The sequence below is a fragment of the Streptomyces sp. L-9-10 genome (assembly GCF_004151105.1).
Taxonomy (GTDB): Bacteria; Actinomycetota; Actinomycetes; order Streptomycetales; family Streptomycetaceae; genus Streptomyces.
Map to the genome: position 1 here is coordinate 527,471 of NZ_PHRF01000095.1, position 22,678 is coordinate 550,148.

A 22,678-nucleotide genomic window follows, 5' to 3' on the forward strand; every position below is an offset into this window, starting at 1 on the left:
GCATTCAGACCGTCCCGATAGCCCGTCCGTGGCTGTTTGATTGCCTGTTTGATCACACCTATGGGCCCCCGGGCGAACGAACCGACAAGTCGTCGCTACGATGGCCGGGGCCGGTGGACCGTACCCGGCCGGGCGCGACCGACACCACTGTGCTTGATTGAGTAGAAGATGGCGGCCGGCCCCGATCCCCGCTCCCGGAGGGCTTTTCCGTGCCGGCTGGAACGCTGTACCGCGGCCGGGAAGGAATGTGGTCGTGGGTGGCTCATCGAGTCACCGGCGTGCTCATCTTCTTCTTCCTGTTCGTACACGTGCTGGACACCGCTCTCGTCCGTGTCTCACCCGAGGCATACGACGACACCGTCGCCATCTACAAGACGCCGGTCGTGGCGCTGCTCGAGTACGGCCTTGTGGCCGCCATCCTCTTCCACGCGCTCAACGGCCTGCGCGTCATCGCCGTGGACTTCTGGTCCAAGGGCCCGCGCTACCAGAAGCAGATGCTGTGGACCGCCGTGGGCATCTGGTTCGTCCTGATGGTCGGCGCCCTCTACCCCGTGCTCGGCCACGCCGTGCGCGAAGTCTTCGGGAGCTGAGAGTCCGCCGATGTCTTCCAACAACGCAGTCACCGAGACCTCTTCCGCGATCGGCGTCGTCGAGAGCGAGAGCCTGTACGACGTCGACCACCCGGCGCCCGTCATCGAGGCGCCGCGTCAGCGGACCAACAAGACCCCGAAGGCGACCCGCGGCAACTTCGAGATGGCCGCGTGGCTCTTCATGCGGCTGTCCGGCGTCGTGCTGGTGGTGCTGGTCCTCGGCCACCTGTTGATCCAGCTGGTGCTGGACGGCGGCGTGTCCAAGATCGGCTTCGCCTTCGTGGCCGGCCGCTGGGCCTCCCCGTTCTGGCAGGTCTGGGACCTGCTGATGCTGTGGCTGGCGATGCTTCACGGGGCGAATGGCCTCCGTACGATCATCAACGACTACGCGGAGCGCGCGAACACGCGCCTGTGGCTCAAGGGCCTGCTGTACACCGCCACGGTGTTCACCATCCTTCTGGGCTCGCTGGTGATCTTCACCTTCGACCCGAACATCCGCTAAAGCCGGGGCTGACGAGACAATGAAGATCCATAAGTACGACACCGTCATCGTCGGCGCCGGTGGCGCCGGTATGCGCGCGGCCATCGAGTCGACCAAGCGCAGCCGTACCGCCGTGCTGACGAAGCTGTACCCGACCCGGTCCCACACGGGCGCCGCGCAGGGCGGCATGGCCGCCGCGCTCGCCAATGTGGAGGAGGACAACTGGGAGTGGCACACCTTCGACACGATCAAGGGCGGCGACTACCTGGTCGACCAGGACGCCGCCGAGATCCTGGCGAAGGAGGCCATCGACGCGGTCCTCGACCTGGAGAAGATGGGCCTGCCGTTCAACCGCACCCCGGACGGCACGATCGACCAGCGCCGCTTCGGCGGCCACTCCCGTAACCACGGCGAGGCGCCGGTCCGCCGGTCCTGCTACGCCGCGGACCGCACGGGCCACATGATCCTCCAGACGCTGTACCAGAACTGCGTCAAGGAGGGCGTGGAGTTCTTCAACGAGTTCTACGTCCTGGACCAGCTGCTGACCGAGGTCGACGGCGTCAAGGTGTCCGCCGGAGTCGTGGCGTACGAGCTGGCCACCGGCGAGATCCATGTCTTCCAGGCGAAGTCGGTCATCTACGCGTCCGGCGGCACCGGCAAGTTCTTCAAGGTGACCTCCAACGCGCACACCCTGACCGGTGACGGCCAGGCCGCCTGCTACCGGCGCGGACTGCCGCTGGAGGACATGGAGTTCTTCCAGTTCCACCCGACGGGCATCTGGCGCATGGGCATCCTGCTCACGGAGGGCGCCCGCGGTGAGGGCGGCATCCTGCGCAACAAGGACGGCGAGCGCTTCATGGAGAAGTACGCGCCCGTCATGAAGGACCTCGCCTCGCGCGACGTCGTCTCGCGCTCCATCTACACGGAGATCCGCGAGGGCCGCGGCTGCGGTCCCGAGGGCGACCACGTCTATCTGGACCTCACGCACCTCCCGCCGGAGCAGCTGGACGCCAAGCTGCCCGACATCACCGAGTTCGCCCGTACGTACCTGGGCATCGAGCCGTACACGGACCCGATCCCGATCCAGCCGACCGCGCACTACGCCATGGGCGGCATCCCCACCAACGTCCAGGGCGAGGTCCTCGCGGACAACACGACGGTCGTTCCGGGGCTGTACGCGGCCGGCGAGGTCGCGTGCGTCTCGGTGCACGGCGCCAACCGGCTGGGCACCAACTCGCTGCTCGACATCAACGTCTTCGGACGCCGTTCGGGCATCGCCGCCGCCGAGTACGCGGCGAAGAACGACTACGTCGAGCTTCCCGAGGACCCGGCGTCGCTGGTCGAGGCCCAGGTCGAGCGGCTGCGGAACTCCACGGGCAAGGAGCGGGTCGCCACGCTGCGCCTGGAGCTCCAGGAGTGCATGGACGCCAATGTGATGGTGTTCCGCACCGAGCAGACGATCAAGACGGCGGTCGCGAAGATCGCCGAGCTGCGCGAGCGCTACCTGAACGTGTCCGTCCAGGACAAGGGCAAGCGGTTCAACACGGACCTTCTGGAAGCCATCGAGCTGGGCAACCTGCTCGACCTCGCCGAGGTGATGGCGACCTCGGCCCTGGCGCGCAAGGAATCGCGCGGCGGTCACTACCGCGAGGACTACCCGAACCGCGACGACGTCAACTTCATGCGCCACACCATGGCGTACCGCGAGGTGGGCGACGACGGCACCGAGTCGATCAGGCTCGACTACAAGCCGGTCGTCCAGACCCGCTACCAGCCGATGGAGCGTAAGTACTGATGGCTACCCCGACCATGGACAAGCTGGAGGCGCTGGAGGCGGACTCCACCTCCTCGCACCTCATCGCGGTCACGTTCCGGATCCGCCGCTTCAACCCGGAGGTCTCCGCCGACGCCGTGTGGGAGGACTTCCGGATCGACATCGATCCGAAGGAGCGCGTGCTCGACGCCCTCCACAAGATCAAGTGGGACGTCGACGGCACGCTCACCTTCCGGCGCTCCTGCGCGCACGGCATCTGCGGCTCCGACGCGATGCGCATCAACGGCCGCAACCGGCTGGCGTGCAAGACGCTGATCAAGGACATCATCTCCACGGACAAGACCGGGGCCGTCAGCAAGCCGGTCACGATCGAGGCCATAAAAGGGCTCACGGTCCTCAAGGACCTGATCGTGGACATGGACCCGTTCTTCCAGGCGTACCGCGATGTGATGCCCTTCCTCGTCACCAGCGGCAACGAGCCGACGCGTGAGCGGCTCCAGTCCGCCGAGGACCGCGAGCGCTTCGACGACACCACCAAGTGCATCCTGTGCGCGGCGTGCACGTCGTCCTGCCCGGTCTTCTGGAACGACGGGCAGTACTTCGGCCCCGCCGCGATCGTGAACGCGCACCGCTTCATCTTCGACTCGCGTGACGAGGCCGGGGAGCAGCGGCTGGAGATCCTCAACGACAAGGACGGCGTGTGGCGTTGCCGCACGACGTTCAACTGCACGGACGCCTGTCCGCGCGGTATCGAGGTCACGAAGGCGATCCAGGAAGTCAAGCGGGCGCTGATCACGCGCCGCTTCTGAGCGCTGGGTTCCCGAAGGGCTCGTTTCTGTAGGTACGTCATACGGAAACGGGCCCTTCCTGTGTCAGGATCGATCCTGTCGACAGGCCCAGGGGAACGGGGAGATGAAGAGATGACTGAGCCCAATCCGTACGCGGACGGGGAGTACACATGGGGGCCGACACCGGGTACTCCGCCGACCGGTGCGCCGGGGGTCCCGGAGTACGACTTCCCCAACCCGACGCTCGCCGACGGAGCACCGGGCCCCACCGCCGGGTACGGCTACCCCGGCGCCACCCCCGCCCCGGGCTACGGCTATCCGCAGTCCGGCGCCCCGTACCCGGTACCGACCGGCGGTCCCGGAGCGCCGCTGGTGTCGATCGGTGACATCACGGTCGTGGGCGACTCGATCATCACCCCGTCGGGCACGCTGCCGCTGAGGGGCGCGGTCTGGAACGCGACGGACATGTCCCGTACGGAGGAGAAGATCCCGACGCACGCCATCATCCTGGCCGTCGTCTTCTTCGTCTTCTGCCTGCTCGGGCTGCTCTTCCTCCTGATGAAGGAGAAGACGACGACGGGCTTCATCCAGGTCACGGTCACCAGCGGTGGCAAGCACCACGCGACGATGATCCCGGCGAACCACGCGGGCACGTTCCAGATGGTCATGGGCCAGATCAGCTACGCGCGGTCGCTCAGCGCGATGTGACGACGCCGACCGCGGCCCGCCCTCAACTGAATTGATCCATGTGATTGCTGCTGACCACAGGTGACGGCTACCGGCTACGGATGCGTGATCTCCGCGATCACTGTGGCCGCTTGGGGAAGCTCGGCGATCCCGGCCGCGATTTCCCGGGCGCGGTGGCGGTACGTGCCCTCCCCGAGCACTGCCGCCACGGCCGGAGCGATCCCCGCTGCCGAGTCGACCGTGATCGAGGCCCCTGATGCGGCGGCGCGGGCGGCGTTGATGGGCTGGTCGGCGCCCTGGGGCCAGAGCACCATCGGGAGACCGTGCGCGAGAGTGCCGACAACTGTGCCGACGCCTCCGGCGCCCACCACCAGATCGGCCTTTTCGAGCAACTGGTCCAGCGGAACGAAAGGCACGTACCGCACATTCGCCAAGTCGGCTCGGGCCGTCCGGCTCGCGGTGGAATGCCTCAGGGACGAGCCCAGCGTGGCGATCACGTTGACCCCGGTCTCCGCGACCGCCGCCACCGCCGCGGAAAGGGTGTCCGGGTCGGAGAAGATCGTGCCCAGGGTGACGAGCACCGTCGGCTTGTCGCGCTCGGCGAAGTCGGCCAGGTCGAGCGCGACCTCCTTCGGCCGACGGTGGGCCTGGGGCCGGACAGCCCGCACCGGGATGCCGGGGGACCAGTCCGGTTCCTGTAGTTGCCGCGGACACGGGTCGATGTAGCTCGATGCGGCGACCGGGCGAAGGTGCAGCCGCTCGTACCTCGCCTCGGCCACGCGCTCGATCTCATCGGTGATCACAGCGGGCAACGACGGGCCGATGCCGGCTCTGTGCCATCCGACGCCGAGCCGGGCGGCCACGAGCGGACCGACCGCGTCGAACGGCTCGGCGACGACCAGGTCCGGAGTCCAGTCGGTGGCCTGCCCGACGCTCTCCTCGACGGCGAGGTCGACACGGGAGCCGCCGAAGATCTCACCGATGGTCGAGGGCGTGGGATGGAACACATCGGCACCGGTGCGGCGGCCCGCCTCCGCGGAGAACACCTCCGGCATCACGCCCGCGGGGAGGAACTCCACCTCCGGAGGCAGTTCCTCGGCGACCGCGGCCCGGAATTCCCCACTCGACAGCAGCCCCACGGAATGGCCGGCGTCGACCGCCGCCCGCATGAGCGGAACCAGGGGCAATATGTGGCCAAAGGCAGGGGTTGCGCTGAACAACAGTTTCATGGACATCCTCGGAGTTTTCCGAACTGATTCTGGTGACTACGCGGCGGCCCGGATGGCGTAGGCATGTTGGTTCAGCCGTTGTACTGAGCGGCGACGTCCAGGACCCAGGTGACGCCGAAACGGTCGGTGAGCATGCCGTACAGCGGCGCCCACTGCGCAGGCCCCAGTGGACTCACGATGGTCGAGCCCTCGGCGAGCTTGCCCCACAGGGCGCTGATCTCCTCGGCTTCGTCTCCACGCACGGAGACGAAGAACGGGTTCTCGCCCTGGTTCCAGGGCAGCCGCGAGGGCACGTCGTAGGCCATGACGTGGAAGCCGTTGTCGCCGGCCACCTCGCCCCACATCACCTGGTCCGCCTCGCTCTCGTCCTGTACGGCGCCCGCGTCCTTGTAGGTGACCGCGACGGTACGTCCGCCGAAGACGGACTGGTAGAAGTCCAGCGCCTCCCGTGCGGTGCCCCGGAAGTTCAGGTGAGTGGTGGTCCTGACAGACATGACCTGCTCCTTGCTCCATGTGACGAATACGCCGCCGGCCGCCCACGATCCAGCGGCGCCTGCCGCGACCAGGGGCGAGCCTCCCGAACGGCTCGTAGGCCACGATGCCGATAGGAGAGGACAGGGTGTGTCCTCTACTGCCGGGGAACAGATGTCACGCATCACACGTGTACGCGGTGCTCCGGAGCGGGCGGTTCTCCGTCCTGGGGCTCCTGAGGCTCCTGAGGCTCCTGAGGCAAGCGTTCGAGCCGCGCGACCTTTCCCGTTTCAAGGGCCGCCCACAGAGCGCCGTCGGGGCCCAGGGCAATGCCGTGCGGCTCGGACGACGGTGACGGCAGGCCGTACTCGGCGATCTTGCCGCTACCGGTGATGTGGCCAATGCTGTTGGCTCCCCATTCGGTGAACCAGCAGTCCCCGGTGGAGGCCGCGACGATGGCGTGGGGTCTGGCCGTGCGGTCGGGGAGCGGGAACTCCTCGATCGCGCCGTCCACCGAGATCCTGCCGATCTGGCCCGCCGCGATCTCGACGAACCAGAGGGCGGCGCCGTCGCTGGTGATGCCCACGGGTGCAGCGCCCGGGGTGGGGAGCGGGTGGACGACGATGCCTCCGTGGACAGTGATGCGGCCGATGGCGTTCGCCTGGTTGAGGGTGAACCACAGGGCCCCGTCAGGGCCTGCGGTGATCGCCGAGGGATAGGCGCCCGTACAGGGAAGGACGAACTCGGTGATGTCTCCCGTACTGGTGATGCGGCCGATCCGGTCGGTGTTCATCTCCGTGAACCACATCGCGTCGTCCGGACCGGCGGTGATTCCGAAGGGTCCGCTGTCGGGCGTCGGCACGGGGAAGGACTCCGTTTCACCGTCGGCGGTGATGCGGCCGATCCGGTGGTCCTGGGACCGGGTGAACCACAGTGCTCCGTCGGGCCCGGGGGTGATGACCGTAGGGCGACACTCGGACGAGTCCAGGGGGTATTCGTTGAGTTCGCCGTCGAGGGTGAGGCGCGCGACGCGACCGCTGTGCGCGAAGGTGAGCCACAGTGCACCGTCAGGTCCGGCCGCGATGCCGTAAGGCCCAGCGCCCTTGTCTGCCACGGACATTTCGCTGACGGCCACAGCAACTCCTTGCAGGGGTGGGGTGGGGATCAATCGACGTTCCTGACCGGTGCCGCGGCTCGGTCTCGCACCAGATCGAGAATGATCGCGGCGAGGCCAGCAGGCCGGGTCATGGGGATGTTGTGGTTCGAGCTGATGTCGATCAGCCGGCGGCCGGGGACGGCATCGACGACGGCACGCACTTCGTCGCGCCGCGAGGCGTAAAAACCATCCTCGGCCAGCACAATCGTCATCGGACAGGTGAGGCGGTCGTACACCTCGATGCCCGGGAAGACTTCCGCGTCGGGCTCCACGGCGGTGACAGTCGCGATCTCCTCGATGGTCGGTCGCCGTACCCACCGGTTGCCGCGGCGCAGGAAGGAGCGCCGCATGACCACCTCGACAAGTTCGTGCCGTGCTCCGGCGTTCAGCCAGTCCCCTCCGGCCTCCCGCACGCACTGCTCGACATAGGCATGCATCTGGTCGTCGTTCGTTTCCCAGCCGTAGCGGAACATCGTCCGCAAACGGTCCGCCGCCTCGGTGGTCCGCGCAGCGGCATGCTCGGCGAGTGACACGTTACGGTCATCGAGCACCACGCCGTCGACGATGCAGAGGGCAGCCGGTTCCACGAGGCCACTGGCAGTGGCAGCCGTCACCGCGTACCCGCCGGTGGAATGACCCACCAGCACGGGGCGGTCCCAGCCCAGCGCGGTGACAACGCCACCGATGTCCCGCCAGTATTGCTCGGGGCCGGTGGAGTCGAGCGGGGTCTGCCCATGGCCACGCAGGTCGATGGCGATCGGATGACACTCGCTCACCAGACGGGACGCCACATCCGCCCAGGCGGCGGCGTTGTGTCCGCTGCCGTGGACAAGCAGCACCCCCTCGCCGCGACCCCCGAAGTCCACACCTGAGAGGACCCCGTCCACGACGGGGAGTTCGATCGCTGTTCCGATCACCACCACACCCTGACGACCAGAAGCCAACAAGCGCAATTGCTTTTCTCGATGGATGTTCACCGGCGAACCCGCGCCGACCGGACCCGCCCGCCGGGGCGCGACACCGCCCCTCTTCCCCGTCGCCGCGATCGACGACCCCACCGTGCCGGAGGTGCTCGCCGAGCCGGCGGCGGCGCGGGCGGACGAGATGGAAGCCGCCACCGTCAACCAGGAAAGGAGCGCCCTTGACGCCCGACCCGGAGCCGCGAAACTGAAGCCTCAAGGAGCGGCCCCCACCCGCCACGGAACTCCACGGGCGAGCCCGACTGCCCCCGGCCCTCACTCGCACCTGACCTCACGGCATGCGCTTCTGCTCCGGCGGCGGGTGGCCGAAGATCTTCTCGAACAAGACGGCCTCATCCGGTTCCTGGAACGCGCTGAGCAGCGCACGGTGGAGTCGCCGGTACGCGAGGCGCTGCCTCCGTCGTTCCACCAGCCGCGCGACGACGCCGGACCACCAGCGCCACCTTCGCCTCATAGCCCACCACCCCCGCCGACGGACGGCGGCGCCGGCGGCGGCTCGTAGTCCGGGCACATGGGATGGCCGCACTCGCACGGCGGCCACGCGAGCGCCGACGCCGGGGTCAGGTCCGCACCTTCCGCACCTTCCGCACCGGGAACGCTTCCGTACGACGAGGACGCCATCCGTCCCGAACGTGGCGATCAACACGGACAGTCGCCGCCGCGCCTCACTCCCCGTCATGCGACCAACCGCCTGAGTCCGCTTTCCACATGCTCCAGCAGTGCGGGCGTCGGTTCGGTGAAGTCCCGTGGCACCCACCCCGGCACCAACCGCCAGAAGCCCCCTGCCTCCACCGTCGCGGCCAACTCGTCCGGGTCACCCGACCTCGGATCGGTGGCTTGTTCGGTCATGAGAGATGTACCTTCCGTTATCGCACGCTTGCTTTGTGTGTTCAAGCTTCGACGCGCACAAGCGCGTTCACCAGGCATCAGCCCATGACACCGAGTTCGTCATAACGGAGGGGTACGCAGATGACGGCAGAGACCGATGGCCCTGACCCCACCTCGTCACTCCTGGCCTTCTTCGGAAGCGAATTGAAGCGAATTCGCACGGCGGCGGAGGTATCACAGGATGAAGCCGCGATAAGGGCGCACACGACGCAATCCATGATCAGCAAGGTGGAGTCGGCCAAGCGGGTGCCATCGGAGGACTTGGCTTGTGACCTGGACGCAGCGTTCGGCACGGACGGCCATTTCGGACGCCTGTATCCGCTCGTCATCACCTACGCGTACCCGTCGTGGTTCTTGCCGTTTGTCGAGCTCGAACGGGATGCCACGGCCATGCGCGTCTTTGAGAGTCAGATCATCCCGGGACTGTTGCAGACCGAGGACTACGCCCGTGCGATGCTCAGCGCCGTACGGCCGGACAACCTTGACGACTTGGTTGCCGCCCGCATGACTCGGCAGGCGCTACTCGAACGGGATATGCCACCGAGGATGTGGTTCGTCATGGACGAGAACACGTTACGCCGACCGATCGGCGGGGCATCCGTCATGCGGAAGCAGCTTGAACGACTCCTCGAACACGGGCAGGATCCACGTTCGGTAATCCAGGTCGTGCCAAGCTCGGTTGCGGCTCATGCCGGGCTGGCCGGACCATTCACGGTCTTGAGCTTCACCGAAGGTCCAGACGTGCTCTACGCGGATGGCTTCTCACAAGGCCGAATTGCCTTGGATTCGAACGAGGTTGCTGCCGCCTCACACGCTTATGATCTGCTGAGGGCAGACGCTCTGTCGCCCGGGAAGTCCGCCGATCTGATCGGTACGCATCTGAAAGGACTGACGTAATGGCCAGTGCGCCCATGCTGTCCGTCGAGTGGCGGCGCAGCAGCTACAGCACCAACGGTGGCAACTGCGTGGAAATAGGCGTCGGCATCCCCCACACCGTCCCCGTCCGCGACTCCAAGAACCCCGCCGGCCCCATCCTCACCGCCTCCCCCACCTCCTGGACCGTCTTCGTCGCCTTCGCCAAGGCCGCAGCCGTGTGACCCGGCCGCCGGACCGGCTCCCCCAGCCCGTCCGACGGCCGTCGCGTACCACTCAGGCCCGCGCCGCTCAGGCCCGTACCTCTCGGGCCCGCGCCGCTCAAGCCCGTACGCGTGCCACCGACACCACGTCGTAGTCCGTCTCCGGCGTCGGCTCCACCACGTCGAAGCGGGCGTTGGGCAGATAGATGCGGTCCCCGTAGACCGCCGCGGTCGTCGGGACCCGGAAGTTCTCGGGGTCGGTGATCCGGGTGATCGCCGTGCCCTTCGTACCCGCGTCGTCGATCCTCAGCACATCGATGGCGTTCTGCCGCTGCTGCACGGCGTAGAGCGTGTGGCCGAGGAGGAGCAGGCCGTCGCCGTTCGGGAGCCGGGTCGGGCCGAGGTCCACGGCGCGCGCCACTCCGGTGCGGGGGTCGACCCGCATCAGACCGCCGCCGTTGGCGAAGCTGTTGACCACCAGCAGCGCACGGCCGTCCGGGGTCGTGGTGATGCCGTTGGCGGTGATGGCCGTCCCCTGGACCCAGTCGCCGGACAGCGGGACGGTCTCGATCCGGTCCCCCGGCTCTCCGCGCCGGCCGAGCGGGAGTTTGTAGAGCTGCGGCTCGAACGAGTCGGTGAACCAGGCGGCGTCGGGGGTCAGGATCACGTCGTTGACCATCGTGGCGTCCGTGCCCACGGTGAAGGTCCGGGTGATCCCGCCCGTACGGAGATCGGCGATCCGGATCTCGCCGCTCACCCCGCCGCACAGGAACAGCCGGCCCCGGCCGTCGGTCTTGAGCCCGATGACGGGATGGTCGGGGCCCAGCCCCTGGACGACGACCCGGCCGCTGCCCGTCGCGAGACTCGCGCGGTACACGTCACCACGCGCGATCGATCCGATGTAGGCGTACGGCTCCGAGCCGATGGCGATCCCCTCGGGCCGGAAGCCTGCGGGCAGGGGGAAGCCGGTGGGCCGGCGCCTTCCGGTGGTTTCCATGGCGGCTGCCGTACCGCCGAGCGGGGCCAGGAGCGCCGCGCCGCCGATGGCGGCAGCGGCTCCGAACAAACTCCGGCGTGCGAAGGAATGTCGCATGACGAGCGTCCTTCCGAGGAATGGGATGCGTCCCTCGCACCCCATCACACGCTCCGGCCACACGGGGGCTTTGGCCGGAACAGGCCCGCCGACAAGGCCGGTTACGCCCGTCCGCCGTCGCCCCTTCACGTGCGAAGCACCCGCTTCTTCGCATTAGGCTCGGTCGGTGTGAAGGACGCGAAGGACCAGGACGAGAAGGACCAGAAGGACGCACGGGGACGACGGCGCTCCAAGGCGCCCACGGAGCCTACGGGGCCTACGGGGCCCACGGAGCCCAAGCTCTCCAAGGCCCCGGTCCCCAAGAGCGAGCAGACCCGCACGCTCATCCTCGAAACCGCGCTCCGGCTCTTCCAGGAGCGCGGTTTCGACAAGACGACCATGCGGGCCATCGCCGCGGAGGCCGGGGTCTCCGTCGGGAACGCGTACTACTACTTCTCGTCCAAGGAACATCTGGTCCAGGGTTTCTACGACCGGATCGGCGCCGAACACCGGCTGGCGGCGCGGGCCGTGCTCGACCGGGAGACCGATCTGGAGGCGCGCATGGCCGGCGTGCTGACGGTCTGGATCGATGTCGCCGCGCCGTACCACGAGTTCGCCGCCCAGTTCTTCAAGAACGCCGCCGACCCCGAGAGCCCGCTGAGTCCCTTCTCCCCCGAGTCGGAACACGCGCGGGACGCGGCCGTCGCCGTCCACCGCGAGGTGCTGGCCGGTTCCAAGGCGAAGGTTCCGGATGAACTGGCCGACCTGCTGCCGGAGTTGATGTGGCTCGCCCAGATGGGGCTGGTCCTGTACTGGGTGTTCGACCGCTCCGACGGCAGCGAGCGGTCGCGCCGGCTCGCGGAGCGCGGCTCCCGGCTGACCGGCAGGGGCATCGCCCTCTCGCGGTTCCGGGTGCTGCGACCGCTCGTACGGGAAGTGCACGAGCTGTTCGCGGACTTCCTGCCGGGGATGGCGGAGGTGGCCGCGACCCGCGCCGCCTCCCGGAGGCCGGACGACGAGAGCTGACCCGGCCCGGCCCGGCCCGCCGACCGGACACCCCCGCCGGCCCGGCCCGGCCCGAACCTGCCCGAACAGCCCGCCGTCAGCCCACAAGCACCGTCCACAGGCACCACCCACAGGCACCGCCCTCAGAGCCGTCCCAGCTGCCACAGCCGCCAGATCCCGGTCCCGTCCGACAGGTACTGCGCTCCCGTGACGTCGTCACTGCTCAGTACGTAGTCCTTCTTCTGCCACAGCGGCAGCAGCGGCACGTCCTCGGCCACCACCTTCTGGATGGACCTGAAGTCCTGCGAGGCACGGGCACGTTCGCCGTACTGCTGGGTGGACTCGATCAGCCGGTCGACACGGTCGCTCGCGTACCCCGTGTGCAGCGTGGAGTCCCGGCCGACCAGGGGCTGGATGAAGTTGTCCGGGTCCGGGAAGTCCGGGAGCCAGCCGACGGTGTACGCGTCGAACTGACCGCTGCTGTATTCCTTCTGGAAGGCCGTCCACTCCCGCTCGACGATCTTCACCTTGAACAGCCCGGTGGCCTCCAGCTGTTTGCGCAGCTCCGCCGCCTCCGGCGCGGCCGAACCGCCCTCCGCGTGCGCGAGCGTGAACGTCACCGGGGTCTCCACGCCCGCGTCCGCCAGCAGTTCCCCGGCCCGCTCCGGATCCGGCTCCGGATAGGTGTCGAAGAACGGTGTGGTGTGCGAGGTGATCCCCTGCGGGATGGGCGAGTAGAGCGGATCGACCGTCGAGGCGTAGACATTGAAGGCGATCTTGGACCGGTCGACGATCGCGGCGACCGCCTGGCGTACCGCCGTGTCGGCCATCGCCGACCCCTTGCGCACATTGAAGACGAGATTCCGGATCTCGGCGCTGTCGGCCTCGTTCATCCGGACGTCGTCCTTGCTCGCGTCCAGCCCGGCGATCAGCGACGGCGGCAGCTGGCGGTGGGTGACATCGACCGTACGGGCCTTCCAGGCGGCGGCCAGGTCGGCGGACTTCTTGAAGTAGCTGATGTCCACGGGCCCGCCGACCTCGCCGATCGCGCCCCGGTACGCCGGATTGGGCTCCAGGTGCGCCGTGGAGCCGGGGGTGTACGTCTTGAGGACGTACGGCCCCGATCCGTCGGTCTCCGGGCCCGTGCGCAGCCCGTTCGCCGGGTAGCGGGTGTGGTCGACGATCGAACCGGCCCCGGTGGCGACCTTCAGCGGGAACGTCGCGTCGCGCGAGGCGAGCTGGAAGGTGACGGTCAGACCGTCCGCCTCGACCGACTTGAGCGTGGCGAAGAGCGACTGCGGGCCGACATCCGCCTTGATGGCGAGCACGCGGTCGAAGGAGTACTTGACGTCTTCCGCCGTGATGCTGTTGCCGTTGGAGAAGTGGAGATCGTCCCGCAACTCGCAGCGGTAGGTGCGCAGTTCGCTGCCGATGAAACCGCAGGTGCGGGCGGCGTCCGGAACCGGCGTGACCGAACTGGGTTTGAACGTCAGCAATGACTGGTAGATGTTCCCGAACAACGCCCAGGATCCGGCGTCGTACGCACCGGCCGGATCGAGCGAGGTGACCACGTCGGTCGTACCGACGGTGATCGCTTTCTGGTCGGCGTCGCGGGACGGGAGCAGCTGCCAGCCGCCCACCCCCGCGACCACCAGCACAAGAGATGTGATGAGTATCCGCAGACGGATCGGCCGCATGTGCTGTGCCCCTCTATCACGCCCACCCCTGACCGTGATGGCGCTCACCCAACCACAAGGGGTTCATGGGCGGAAGAGGAATGCCGGATCGCACAGGAAACGGTCGTGTTAACCGTGCCGGACAGGGCCTGGGCCCTGCCCGGCGAAGATCGCGGCGACGGTCGGTCGCGGCGACGGTCCCGGCGAAGCTCCGCCGGACAGGCCCTACGCCTGCCGCGAGGCCAGCTCCACGAGGGTGATGTCGGAGGGGGCGCCGACCCGGACCGGCGGGCCCCAGGCGCCCGCGCCGCGCGATACGTACAGCTGGGTGTCGCCGTACCGCTCCAGGCCGGCCACGGTCGGGTTGGCCAGGCCCGCGAGAAGATTGCCCGGCCACAGCTGACCGCCGTGGGTGTGCCCGGAGAGCTGGAGGTCGACGCCGTAGCGCACGGCGTCGTCGATGACGACGGGCTGGTGGGCGAGGAGTACGGAAGCCCTGGTCCGGTCGCGGTCGTCGAGCGCCTTCGCGAAGTCGGGGCCCGCGCCCTCGCTCTCGCCCGCGATGTCGTTGACCCCGGCGAGGTCGAACCCGGGGATCTCCACGCGCTCGTTCTCCAGGGGCCGGAGGCCCAGTTCACGGACGTGGTCGACCCAGGCGTCGGCGCCCGAGAAGTACTCGTGGTTCCCGGTCACGAAGAACGAGCCGTGCCGGGCCTTGAGACCCGCGAGGGGCTCGGCCGCCGGACCCAGGTCCTTGACGCTGCCGTCCACCATGTCACCGACGACGGCGACCAGATCGGGCTGGGTGGAGTTGATGGTGTCGACGATGCGCTGGGTGTGGGCGCGGCCCAGGATCGGTCCGAGGTGGATATCGCTGACGACGGCGATACGGAAGCCATGGGCGCCGCGCGCCAGCTTGGCGAGCGGGACGGTGACGCGCTTGACGCGGGGGCCGCGCAGGACGCCGTACGTGCCGTATCCGACGGTGGCGAGGGCGGCGGTGGCAGCCGCGCCGCCGACGACACGCGAGACGAACAGGCGGCGGGAGGGCCCGGGGACGGGAGCGACGGCAGCGGCGGGAGCGGAAGGGGAAGCGGGTGAGGTGGCCGTGGCGGACGGTTCCGGCAGGTCCGGACGTCCGTCGGATATGTCCATATCAGGACGAGTACCGGAACCCGTGCCCGACCCCGCACCCACCGGCGTACGCGCGACGGCCTCCACCGGGACCTCAGCCCCCGCCGGACCCTCGGCCCCGACCGACGCGTCCCGGCGCTCCAGCAGCCGCCGCAGCAGCGGCCGTACGGCCTCGCCCACCAGCAGCGCCAGCAGCAGGTAGAGCAGCGCCGCCAGCCACAGGAAGCCCGGCCAGGCCAATGCCTGCTGCGCCCAGAAGGGCATCCCCGAGCGCCCCGAGGCCACGGCGCCGACCGACAGTAACGGCAGCACGACCACGGCGACGGTGCCCAGCCTGCGGGCGAGGCCGCCGGGTCTGGTCGTGTCGCGCACCAGGCGCCGCCAGAGATACCAGTGCGCCGCAGCCACCAGCGATATGGCGGCGAGCACCCCCAGAACGGTCACGACGACCACGAACAGGCCCCTTATCCCTTGTCCCAGTTGTTCACGGCGTTCACGGCGGCCGTCACAGCGTTCACGGCGTTCACGGCGTTCACGGCGTCAGATGCTGTTCGCTCCGCTCGCGCCGGAGCGCGCGCACAGAGCGGAACCCGATGACGCCAACGGCCGTCCCCAGAAGAAAGGACGCGACGGCGAGCGTCAGGTGCACCCAGAAGTACCCCGTCGGATCACCGGCGTCGTCAAACGCGAGTCCACTGCCGTCCTGCCACAGGTTCTTGACGAAAGTGATCCAGATGAACCAGCTCCACACCCCGAACGCGAGCAGGAACCAGGACACGGGGCGGTTGAGCTTCATGACTTCAGTATCACCGGGGCCGTCGGCACAACGGCAGCCGGGTCCGGGGAATCCGGGTCCGGGATATCCCAGTCCGGGGAATCCGGGTCCGAAGGGCAGGCGGCCGGACCGGAACGCGGTACCGTCGTACGCGGTAGGGCCAATGGGGCTGTACGCGCCGGGGATGGAGCCGATCAGCCCACCCGGGTCGGCGTCGGTGTCCACGCCATGTACGTTTTCGATCGTGTCCGCTCTGAAAAAGACCGTGTTGACGGTCGCCGCCGCCGCAGTGCTTCCCGTGATGACCGCCGTGCCCGCGTCGGCCGACGGCAAGATCGACGGGCCCGACACCAACGGGCCGAAGCCGCCCGTCTCCATGTCCACGGTCGGCGGGGCCAAGCTCGGCCGGGTGGGTACGCAGGTGAACCTCGGCGCCGGCGCGCCGGTCCTGCCCAAGCAGCTGAGCGGCCGGTCCTGGATCGTCGCGGACGCCGAGTCGGGCGCGGTGCTGGCCTCGCACAACGCCCACTGGCGGCTGCCGCCGGCGTCCACCCTCAAGATGCTCTTCGCGGACACGGTGCTGCCCAAGCTGTCCAAGAACGAGGTGTACAAGGTGGCGCCCACCGATCTCGCGGAGGTCGGCGCGGGCAGCAGCCTGGTCGGCGTCAAGGAGAACCTCACCTACTCCGTCCACGATCTGTGGCTGGGGGTCTTCCTGCGCTCCGGCAACGACGCCGTCCACGTGCTCTCCAAGATGAACGGCGGGATCCCCAAGACCGTCAAGGACATGCAGAAGCACGCCGAAGAGCTCCAGGCCCTGGACACGCATGTCGTGACGCCCGACGGTTACGACGAGAAGAACCAGGTCTCCAGCGCGTACGACCTCACGCTGATCGCCCGCTCCGGACTCCAGAAGAAGGACTTCCGGGAGTACTGCTCGACGGCGTCGGCCAAGTTCCCCGGCGACGTGCAGAAGCCGAAGGAGGGCGAGAAGGTCGAGAAGGACAAGAACGGGGACCCGAAGCGCGACTCGTTCGAGATCCAGAACACCAACCGGCTGCTGACCGGCGCCCCCGGCGTCACCACGTACAAGGGCATCGCCGGAGTGAAGAACGGCAACACCACCCACGCGGGCGCGACCTTCACCGGCGTCGCGGAGCGCGATGGCCGGGTGCTGCTCGTCACCGTCATGAACCCGTCCTCGACGGAGGGCCAGGCGGTCTACCAGGAGACGGCGCGGCTGCTGGACTGGGGATTCTCGGCGGCCGGGAAGGTGAAGCCGGTCGGTGAGCTGGTGCCGCCCAAGTCCGCCCGTACGAAGGCCTCGCCCAACCCCACCGCCGTGGGGGCGGACTCGGCCGGGGCCGGTAAGGCCACCGAGCCCGCCAAGTTCGCCGCCGCGAACGGCGAGGGCACGGGCGGTGTCGGAACGGCTCTCGCGGTCGCGGGCGGGGTGCTGGTCCTGCTGGGAGGCGCGGTGTTCCTCGTCAACCGGCGCTGGCCGCTGCCCGACCTGGTCCGTCGCCGCCCGCGCGGGTAGCCCCGCCCGCGCGGTTGCCGTCACCCCGCCGCTGCTCGGTCTCCGGGCCGGTCCCGGGATCGGCCCCCGGCCCGGTGTCCTGTCCGGTGTCCCCCTCGTCCGCCAGGTCTCCCTTGCCGCGCGTCGCCGTCCAGGCGGCGCAGAACAGCAGCAGCTTCGCCGTGAAGTTGATCCACAGCAGCAGCGCCACCGGCACCCCGAACGCGCCGTACATGCTCTTCGCCGCCACGCCGCTCATATAGCCGCCGAGCAGCAGCTTGAGCAGTTCGAAGCCGACGGCGCCGATGAGCGCGGCGACGATGAGCCGGCGGCGCGGCGGGTGGACGCGCGGCAGCAGCGTCAGTACGTACAGCAGCAGGAGGAAGTCGGCGAGGACCGCCACGACGAGGGCGGCGGTCTGGAGCAGGGCGCCGCCCGCGCCGTTCCCGGGGATGCCCAGCCGGTCGGCGGTCCAGCCGACGGCGGTGGAGCCGAAGCCCGAGGCGCCCAGTGAGGCCAGCCCGACCGCCCCCAGGCCGAGGAGCGCCACCGCGTCCTTGCCCTTGAGCAGGAACGGATTGCCCTCTTCCGCTTCGTCCAGTTCCCAGACGGCGCGCAGGCACTCCCGCATGGAGCCGACCCAGCCGATCCCGGTGAGGAGCAGCAGCGCGCCGGCCACCACCCCGACCGTGCCCGCGTTGGCCACCAGCCCGTTGATGTCCAGCTGTTGGGAGATGCCGGGGACCTGCTTGGCGATGGTGTCCTGCACCTGGTCGAGCTGACTCCGGCTGAGCAGCGCGGCGCCGATCGCGGCACCGACGGTGATCAGCGGGAAGAGCGCGATGAAGCTGATGAAGGTGATGGCGGCGGCCAGCCTGGACCAGTGGACGCGGTCGAGCGTCTCGTACGAACGCCAGGCGTGCGTCCGCATCAGCCTGGCCACGAACGGGCCGACAAGGGGCAGTTTCTTCAGCCAGTCCATGAACGACGTGTACCCGCTGATCGGAAAACAAGCGCGAGCGGCACGACAAAGGCCATAAAGAATGCGGTATGGGGCGATACGGTCACCACCATGTCTGCCGACACCACCCTCGACACCGACGACGCCGCCGCTCTCGACACCGCCGCTCTTGACACGGCGCTCGTGGACGACGACGTCGACCCGTTCGTCTCCCTCACCGGCTGGGGCCGTACCGCCCCGACGACCGCCCTGCTGGTACGCCCCCGTTCGTACGAGGAGGCGGTCGCCGCCGTACGCGCGACCGGAAGCCGTGGCTCCATCGCCCGCGGCCTCGGCCGGGCCCATGGCGACGCGGCGAGGAACGCGGGCGGCGCGATCCTCGACACGATCGCGCTGGACCGGATCCACGCCATCGACGCGGACACGGGCGTCGTCGTGTGCGGCGCGGGCGTGAGTCTGCACCGGCTGGTCGAGGTGCTGCTGCCGCTGGGGTGGTTCGTGCCGGTGATGCCCGGGACGCGCTATGTGACGGTCGGCGGGGCCATCGCCGCCGATATCCACGGCATGAACCACCCCGGGGCCGGTTCCTTCGCCCGCCATGTGCTGTCGGTGGAGCTGCTGACCGCCGACGGTGAGGTGCGTACGGTCCCCCGCGGCACCCCGCTCTTCGACGCGACGACGGGCGGGCTCGGCCTGACGGGCGTGATCCTCTCGGCGACCGTACGGCTGCACCGCGTGGCGACCTCCCTGATGTCCGTCGACACCGAACGGGCCAGGGATCTGGACGATCTGCTCGCCCGGCTCGCCACCTCCCGCCCCCGCCACCGGTACGCGGTCGCCCGGATCGATCTGCTGGCCCGGGGGGCGGCTCTGGGGCGCGCGGTGCTGGTCCGCGGAGAGCACGCGCCCCTGGACGCCCTCCCCGCGCGCGCCCGGCGGCGCCCACTGACTCTGCGCCCGCTCCCCTTCCGGCCGGGAGATCTCACGGCCGCGCCCGCGCTCGTACCGCCGGGGCTGCTCGTACCGCCGGGGCTGCTCGGACGGACGGCGGCCGGGCTCGTCAACGCGCTCGGCTACCGCGCGGCTCCGCCGCGCAGGACCGGGGAGCTGCGGCGGCTCGCGGCGTTCTTCCATCCGCTGGACCGCGTGCCGCACCGGAACCGGATCTACGGGCGCGACGGCTTCGTCCGGTACCAGTTCGTCATCGGACACGGGCAGGAGGAGGCCCTGCGGCGGATCGTGGAGCGGATGGCGCGCCGGGGCTGCCCGTCCTTCCTCGCCGAGCTGAGGCGTTTCGGGGAGCCGGATCCGGGGTGGCTGTCGTTCCCGATGGCCGGGTGGGCGCTGGCCCTGGACCTGCCCGCGGGGCTGACCGGTCTCGGCCCGTTCCTGGACGAGCTGGACCAGGACGTCGCGGCGGCCGGGGGCCGGGTCTGTCTCGCGAAGGACGCCCGGCTGCGGCCGGACGTGCTGGCCGCGATGTATCCGCGGCTGGACGAGTTCCGCGCGCTGCGCGCGGAGCTGGATCCGCGCGCGGTCTTCACCTCGGACCTGTCACGCCGGCTGTCGCTCTAGGCCCCCCTCCCCCTCTCCCTCTCCCCCGTCCCTCCAACTTCCCTGCTGCCCTGCTGCCCCCTGAGGAGCGATTCACGATGAAGGACGCCTTCGGCACCCCGCAGTCCCTGCTCATCCTCGGCGGTACGTCGGAGATCGGGCTCGCCACCGCGCGCCGGCTGATCGCCCGCCGGACCCGTACGGTCTGGCTGGCCGGCCGCCCCTCCGCCGCCCTGGACACCGCCGCCGCCCGGCTGCGGGCCCTGGGCGCGGACGTCCGTACCGTCGCCTTCGACGCCCTGGACCCGGGCTCCCACGAGGAGACCCTCGGCAAGGTCTTCGCGGAGGGCGACATCGATATGGTGCTGCTCGCCTTCGGAGTCCTCGGCGACCAGGCGAACGACGAGGCGGAGCCGCTCGCGGCGGTCCGGGTGGCGCAGACCAACTACACCGGCGCGGTCTCGGCGGGCCTGGTGTGCGCGGGCGCGTTGCAGACGCAGGGGCACGGTTCGCTGGTGGTGCTGTCGTCCGTGGCCGGCGAGCGGGCCCGCCGCGCGGACTTCATCTACGGGTCGAGCAAGGCGGGCCTGGACGCGTTCGCGCAGGGGCTCGGGGACGCCATGTACGGCACGGGGGTGCAGGTGATGGTCGTACGGCCCGGCTTCGTACGGTCGAGGATGACGACCGGCCGGCCGGAAACGCCGCTGGCCACCACACCGGAGGCGGTGGCGGCGGCCATCGAGCTGGGGCTGCGGCGGCGCTCGGAGACCGTCTGGGTGCCGGGGGCGCTACGGGTGGTGATGGCGGCGGTGCGCCATCTGCCGCGCCCGCTGTTCCGCAGGCTGCCGGGCTGAGGCAGAAGGTCAGAGGGCCAGGGAGTCACGGACTCTGGAGCCAGGACTCGTGCACGGGAACCGGGACTCAGGGCAGGAGCTCGGGACTCAGCGCAGGAGCCGTGACTCCGCGCAGGGAGGCGGGCCGCCCGACGGGGGTGTGTCGACGGGGGTGCTCTGTGAGGGCACCCCCGAGACCTCTCCGCCCCCGCCGAACGCGTACTCGTGCAGCTTGCGCCATACGGCGTCCGCGCCCTGTTCGTAGAGCGCGAAGGAGGTGCAGCTCCAGGCCGCGCCGTACTCGGACAGCTCCTCGTAGGCCCGGTCCATCGCCTCCTCGGCGATACCGTGCGCCACCGTGACATGGGGGTGGTACGGGAACTGGAGCTCGCGTACGAGCGGTCCCGACGAGTCCCTGACCCGCTTCTGCAACCAGGTGCAGGCCGACGCGCCCTCGACCACCTGGATGAAGACCACAGGCGAGAGCGGACGGAACGTACCGGTGCCGGACAGCCGCATCGGGAACGGCCTGCCGGCCGACGCGACCGCGGCGAGATGCGCCTCGATCGCGGGCAGCGCCGACGCGTCGACCTCGGTGGGCGGCAGCAGCGTGACATGCGTGGGAATGCCGTGTGCGGCGGGGTCACCGAAGCCCGCACGCCGGTCCTGGATCAGGCTGCCGTACGGCTCCGGGACCGCGATCGAAACGCCGAGCGTTACGGTCCCCACATCGATCTCCTCAGTCCCGTGGTCCATGTGTCGATGGTCTGCGTCTTCGCCGCCGCCCGCCAGTGTGACGGTCGCACCGCCCGGCCCGCCAGCGGCGGCCGGAGCCGTCCGGCGCGACGGTCTTCCGTACCGGTGCACCCCACTGACCTCCGGTGTCTTCGCTCCGCGACGGCGCCCGGCGCCACTTCCGCGCCGGTGCGCCGCCGGTACTCCTCCGTACCGCGCCAGTACTCCGTCGGTGCGTGGCCCGTACTCCGTCAGTGCGTGGCCCGCGCCGTCAGTGCTTGGCGGGGAGGAAGCCGACTCTGTCGTAGGTCTGCGCCAGGGTCTCGGCCGCGACCGCACGGGCCTTTTCCGCGCCCTCGGCCAGGATCGAGTCCAGCGTCTCCGGATCGTCCAGATACTCCTGGGTGCGTGACCTGAACGGGGTGACGAACTCGACCATCGCGTCCGCCAGGTCCGTCTTCAGCGCACCGTAGCCCTTACCAGTGTATTTGTCCTCCAGCTCCGCGACGGTGGTGCCCGTGAGCGTGGAGTAGATCGTGAGCAGGTTGCTCACTCCCGGCTTGGCCGCGGTGTCGAACCGGATCTCCGTACCAGTGTCGGTGACCGCGCTCTTGATCTTCTTCGCGGTGGCCTTCGGCTCGTCGAGCAGGTTGATCAGGCCCTTGGGCGTGGACGCCGACTTGCTCATCTTGATCGCCGGGTCCTGGAGGTCGTAGATCTTCGCGACCTCCTTGACGATGTGCGGCGCCGGGACCGTGAACGTCTGTCCGAAGCGGCTGTTGAACCGCTCGGCGAGATCGCGGGTCAGCTCGACATGCTGCCGCTGGTCCTCACCGACCGGGACCGCGTTCGCCTGGTACAGCAGGATGTCGGCGACCTGGAGGATCGGGTACGTGAAGAGACCGACCGTGGCGCGGTCCGCGCCCTGCTTCGCGGACTTGTCCTTGAACTGCGTCATCCGGGAGGCCTCGCCGAAGCCGGTGATGCAGTTCATGACCCAGGCGAGCTGGGCGTGCTCGGGCACATGACTCTGGATGAAGAGCGTGCAACGCCGCGGGTCGAGACCGGCGGCGAGCAGCTGGGCCGCGGCGAGACGGGTATTGGCGCGCAGCTCGGCGGGGTCCTGGGGAACGGTGATCGCGTGCAGGTCCACGACCATGTAGAAGGCGTCGTGGGTTTCTTGCAGCGCGACGTACTGGCGCACCGCACCGAGGTAGTTCCCGAGGTGGAACGAGCCTGCGGTGGGCTGGATTCCGGAGAGCGCGCGGGGACGATCAGAGGCCATGCTCACCAT

24 protein-coding genes are annotated in these 22,678 nt (G+C 69.3%); 11 read left to right on the forward strand and 13 right to left on the reverse strand.

Annotated elements, in window-relative coordinates:
* The first annotated feature begins 209 nt into the window (after positions 1 to 209).
* The 5 genes from sdhC to CU044_RS23815 all read left to right on the forward strand — a co-directional run bounded on the left by sdhC (position 210) and on the right by CU044_RS23815 (position 4,341).
* The gene (gene sdhC / locus CU044_RS23795; protein WP_129770741.1) at positions 210 to 590 is read left to right on the forward strand and encodes a succinate dehydrogenase, cytochrome b556 subunit; all 381 of its coding nucleotides are present in this window, start codon (positions 210 to 212) and stop codon (positions 588 to 590) included.
* A 10-nt stretch (positions 591 to 600) separates the two neighbouring features.
* The gene (locus CU044_RS23800; protein WP_129770742.1) at positions 601 to 1,092 is read left to right on the forward strand and encodes a succinate dehydrogenase hydrophobic membrane anchor subunit; all 492 of its coding nucleotides are present in this window, start codon (positions 601 to 603) and stop codon (positions 1,090 to 1,092) included.
* A 19-nt stretch (positions 1,093 to 1,111) separates the two neighbouring features.
* Positions 1,112 to 2,866 carry a succinate dehydrogenase flavoprotein subunit gene (gene sdhA / locus CU044_RS23805; protein WP_129770743.1) on the forward strand — a complete coding sequence of 585 codons (1,755 nt, stop codon included), beginning with the start codon at positions 1,112 to 1,114 and terminating at the stop codon, positions 2,864 to 2,866.
* Positions 2,866 to 3,654 carry a succinate dehydrogenase iron-sulfur subunit gene (locus tag CU044_RS23810; protein WP_129770744.1) on the forward strand — a complete coding sequence of 263 codons (789 nt, stop codon included), beginning with the start codon at positions 2,866 to 2,868 and terminating at the stop codon, positions 3,652 to 3,654. The genes sdhA and CU044_RS23810 overlap by 1 nt, the downstream gene beginning before the upstream one ends.
* Before the next feature lie 111 nt (positions 3,655 to 3,765).
* On the forward strand, positions 3,766 to 4,341 hold the full coding sequence (locus CU044_RS23815; RefSeq protein WP_129770745.1) for a hypothetical protein: 576 nt from the start codon (positions 3,766 to 3,768) through the stop codon (positions 4,339 to 4,341).
* Between the two features lie 74 nt (positions 4,342 to 4,415).
* Here CU044_RS23815 and CU044_RS23820 read toward each other — a convergent pair whose 3' ends face one another.
* From CU044_RS23820 to CU044_RS38720, 6 genes are all read right to left on the reverse strand, one after another.
* A complete protein-coding gene (locus CU044_RS23820; protein ID WP_240045794.1) occupies positions 4,416 to 5,489 on the reverse strand; it encodes a nucleotide disphospho-sugar-binding domain-containing protein in 1,074 nt (357 codons plus the stop codon).
* 131 nt (positions 5,490 to 5,620) lie between these two features.
* Complete coding sequence (locus CU044_RS23825) at positions 5,621 to 6,043, reverse strand: VOC family protein (RefSeq protein WP_129770747.1); 423 nt, start codon at positions 6,041 to 6,043, stop codon at positions 5,621 to 5,623.
* A gap of 161 nt (positions 6,044 to 6,204) precedes the next feature.
* The gene (locus CU044_RS23830; protein ID WP_275670216.1) at positions 6,205 to 7,155 is read right to left on the reverse strand and encodes a virginiamycin B lyase; all 951 of its coding nucleotides are present in this window, start codon (positions 7,153 to 7,155) and stop codon (positions 6,205 to 6,207) included.
* A 29-nt stretch (positions 7,156 to 7,184) separates the two neighbouring features.
* Entirely contained in the window at positions 7,185 to 8,093 is a 909-nt protein-coding gene (locus CU044_RS23835) for an alpha/beta hydrolase (RefSeq protein WP_129770928.1), read from the reverse strand.
* Between the two features lie 334 nt (positions 8,094 to 8,427).
* Positions 8,428 to 8,610, reverse strand: coding sequence for a hypothetical protein (locus CU044_RS23845; RefSeq protein WP_129770748.1), 183 nt, complete (start codon positions 8,608 to 8,610; stop codon positions 8,428 to 8,430).
* 221 nt (positions 8,611 to 8,831) lie between these two features.
* A complete protein-coding gene (locus tag CU044_RS38720) occupies positions 8,832 to 9,005 on the reverse strand; it encodes a hypothetical protein (RefSeq protein WP_165371960.1) in 174 nt (57 codons plus the stop codon).
* Positions 9,006 to 9,125: 120 nt separating this feature from the next.
* Between CU044_RS38720 and CU044_RS23850 the strand changes: the two genes are divergently transcribed.
* Together CU044_RS23850 and CU044_RS23855 are read left to right on the forward strand one after the other, a co-directional pair.
* Positions 9,126 to 9,941 carry a helix-turn-helix transcriptional regulator gene (locus CU044_RS23850; RefSeq protein WP_129770749.1) on the forward strand — a complete coding sequence of 272 codons (816 nt, stop codon included), beginning with the start codon at positions 9,126 to 9,128 and terminating at the stop codon, positions 9,939 to 9,941.
* Positions 9,941 to 10,141 carry a DUF397 domain-containing protein gene (locus CU044_RS23855; protein ID WP_129770750.1) on the forward strand — a complete coding sequence of 67 codons (201 nt, stop codon included), beginning with the start codon at positions 9,941 to 9,943 and terminating at the stop codon, positions 10,139 to 10,141. The genes CU044_RS23850 and CU044_RS23855 overlap by 1 nt, the downstream gene beginning before the upstream one ends.
* A gap of 97 nt (positions 10,142 to 10,238) precedes the next feature.
* On the opposite strand, the gene CU044_RS23860 is transcribed toward CU044_RS23855, so the two are convergent.
* Positions 10,239 to 11,213 (reverse strand): superoxide dismutase, encoded by a 975-nt coding sequence (locus CU044_RS23860; protein ID WP_129770751.1) that lies wholly within the window; start codon positions 11,211 to 11,213, stop codon positions 10,239 to 10,241.
* Between the two features lie 324 nt (positions 11,214 to 11,537).
* On the opposite strand from CU044_RS23860, the gene CU044_RS23865 reads away from it, so the two are divergent.
* Positions 11,538 to 12,218, forward strand: coding sequence for a TetR family transcriptional regulator (locus tag CU044_RS23865; RefSeq protein WP_240045820.1), 681 nt, complete (start codon positions 11,538 to 11,540; stop codon positions 12,216 to 12,218).
* A gap of 122 nt (positions 12,219 to 12,340) precedes the next feature.
* Here CU044_RS23865 and CU044_RS23870 read toward each other — a convergent pair whose 3' ends face one another.
* The 3 genes from CU044_RS23870 to CU044_RS39715 form a co-directional block, all read right to left on the reverse strand.
* A complete protein-coding gene (locus CU044_RS23870) occupies positions 12,341 to 13,894 on the reverse strand; it encodes an ABC transporter substrate-binding protein (protein WP_129770753.1) in 1,554 nt (517 codons plus the stop codon).
* A gap of 204 nt (positions 13,895 to 14,098) precedes the next feature.
* Complete coding sequence (locus tag CU044_RS23875; protein ID WP_129770754.1) at positions 14,099 to 15,460, reverse strand: metallophosphoesterase; 1,362 nt, start codon at positions 15,458 to 15,460, stop codon at positions 14,099 to 14,101.
* A 79-nt stretch (positions 15,461 to 15,539) separates the two neighbouring features.
* Positions 15,540 to 15,803, reverse strand: a complete 264-nt coding sequence (locus tag CU044_RS39715; RefSeq protein WP_240045795.1) for a hypothetical protein — start codon at positions 15,801 to 15,803, stop codon at positions 15,540 to 15,542.
* A gap of 280 nt (positions 15,804 to 16,083) precedes the next feature.
* Between CU044_RS39715 and CU044_RS23880 the strand changes: the two genes are divergently transcribed.
* The gene (locus tag CU044_RS23880; protein ID WP_345790151.1) at positions 16,084 to 17,322 is read left to right on the forward strand and encodes a D-alanyl-D-alanine carboxypeptidase; all 1,239 of its coding nucleotides are present in this window, start codon (positions 16,084 to 16,086) and stop codon (positions 17,320 to 17,322) included.
* Here the strand turns inward: CU044_RS23880 and CU044_RS23885 are convergent.
* A complete protein-coding gene (locus CU044_RS23885; protein WP_129770756.1) occupies positions 17,270 to 18,283 on the reverse strand; it encodes a YihY/virulence factor BrkB family protein in 1,014 nt (337 codons plus the stop codon). The genes CU044_RS23880 and CU044_RS23885 overlap by 53 nt on opposite strands.
* A 90-nt stretch (positions 18,284 to 18,373) precedes the next feature.
* Between CU044_RS23885 and CU044_RS23890 the strand changes: the two genes are divergently transcribed.
* Together CU044_RS23890 and CU044_RS23895 are read left to right on the forward strand one after the other, a co-directional pair.
* On the forward strand, positions 18,374 to 19,837 hold the full coding sequence (locus tag CU044_RS23890; protein WP_129770757.1) for an FAD-binding oxidoreductase: 1,464 nt from the start codon (positions 18,374 to 18,376) through the stop codon (positions 19,835 to 19,837).
* A gap of 77 nt (positions 19,838 to 19,914) precedes the next feature.
* Complete coding sequence (locus CU044_RS23895) at positions 19,915 to 20,670, forward strand: decaprenylphospho-beta-D-erythro-pentofuranosid-2-ulose 2-reductase (protein ID WP_129770758.1); 756 nt, start codon at positions 19,915 to 19,917, stop codon at positions 20,668 to 20,670.
* An 87-nt stretch (positions 20,671 to 20,757) separates the two neighbouring features.
* Here the strand turns inward: CU044_RS23895 and CU044_RS23900 are convergent, their stop codons facing one another.
* Complete coding sequence (locus CU044_RS23900; RefSeq protein ID WP_129770929.1) at positions 20,758 to 21,378, reverse strand: 2'-5' RNA ligase family protein; 621 nt, start codon at positions 21,376 to 21,378, stop codon at positions 20,758 to 20,760.
* 277 nt (positions 21,379 to 21,655) lie between these two features.
* On the reverse strand, positions 21,656 to 22,669 hold the full coding sequence (gene trpS, locus CU044_RS23905) for a tryptophan--tRNA ligase (RefSeq protein WP_129770759.1): 1,014 nt from the start codon (positions 22,667 to 22,669) through the stop codon (positions 21,656 to 21,658).
* Positions 22,670 to 22,678: the final 9 nt, after the last annotated feature.

What these genes read in the sequence shown, in the direction of transcription:
- CU044_RS23800 (WP_129770742.1), top strand. Translation starts at nt 601, where the DNA reads ATGTCTTCCAACAACGCAGTCACCGAGACCTCTTCCGCGATCGGCGTC.
- sdhA (WP_129770743.1), top strand. Translation starts at nt 1,112, where the DNA reads ATGAAGATCCATAAGTACGACACCGTCATCGTCGGCGCCGGTGGCGCC.
- CU044_RS23810 (WP_129770744.1), top strand. Translation starts at nt 2,866, where the DNA reads ATGGCTACCCCGACCATGGACAAGCTGGAGGCGCTGGAGGCGGACTCC.
- CU044_RS23815 (WP_129770745.1), top strand. Translation starts at nt 3,766, where the DNA reads ATGACTGAGCCCAATCCGTACGCGGACGGGGAGTACACATGGGGGCCG.
- CU044_RS23820 (WP_240045794.1), bottom strand. Translation starts at nt 5,489, where the DNA reads ATGCGGGCGGCGGTCGACGCCGGCCATTCCGTGGGGCTGCTGTCGAGT.
- CU044_RS23825 (WP_129770747.1), bottom strand. Translation starts at nt 6,043, where the DNA reads ATGTCTGTCAGGACCACCACTCACCTGAACTTCCGGGGCACCGCACGG.
- CU044_RS23845 (WP_129770748.1), bottom strand. Translation starts at nt 8,610, where the DNA reads ATGAGGCGAAGGTGGCGCTGGTGGTCCGGCGTCGTCGCGCGGCTGGTG.
- CU044_RS38720 (WP_165371960.1), bottom strand. Translation starts at nt 9,005, where the DNA reads ATGACCGAACAAGCCACCGATCCGAGGTCGGGTGACCCGGACGAGTTG.
- CU044_RS23850 (WP_129770749.1), top strand. Translation starts at nt 9,126, where the DNA reads ATGACGGCAGAGACCGATGGCCCTGACCCCACCTCGTCACTCCTGGCC.
- CU044_RS23855 (WP_129770750.1), top strand. Translation starts at nt 9,941, where the DNA reads ATGGCCAGTGCGCCCATGCTGTCCGTCGAGTGGCGGCGCAGCAGCTAC.
- CU044_RS23860 (WP_129770751.1), bottom strand. Translation starts at nt 11,213, where the DNA reads ATGCGACATTCCTTCGCACGCCGGAGTTTGTTCGGAGCCGCTGCCGCC.
- CU044_RS23870 (WP_129770753.1), bottom strand. Translation starts at nt 13,894, where the DNA reads ATGCGGCCGATCCGTCTGCGGATACTCATCACATCTCTTGTGCTGGTG.
- CU044_RS39715 (WP_240045795.1), bottom strand. Translation starts at nt 15,803, where the DNA reads ATGAAGCTCAACCGCCCCGTGTCCTGGTTCCTGCTCGCGTTCGGGGTG.
- CU044_RS23880 (WP_345790151.1), top strand. Translation starts at nt 16,084, where the DNA reads ATGACCGCCGTGCCCGCGTCGGCCGACGGCAAGATCGACGGGCCCGAC.
- CU044_RS23885 (WP_129770756.1), bottom strand. Translation starts at nt 18,283, where the DNA reads ATGGACTGGCTGAAGAAACTGCCCCTTGTCGGCCCGTTCGTGGCCAGG.
- CU044_RS23890 (WP_129770757.1), top strand. Translation starts at nt 18,374, where the DNA reads ATGTCTGCCGACACCACCCTCGACACCGACGACGCCGCCGCTCTCGAC.
- CU044_RS23895 (WP_129770758.1), top strand. Translation starts at nt 19,915, where the DNA reads ATGAAGGACGCCTTCGGCACCCCGCAGTCCCTGCTCATCCTCGGCGGT.
- trpS (WP_129770759.1), bottom strand. Translation starts at nt 22,669, where the DNA reads ATGGCCTCTGATCGTCCCCGCGCGCTCTCCGGAATCCAGCCCACCGCA.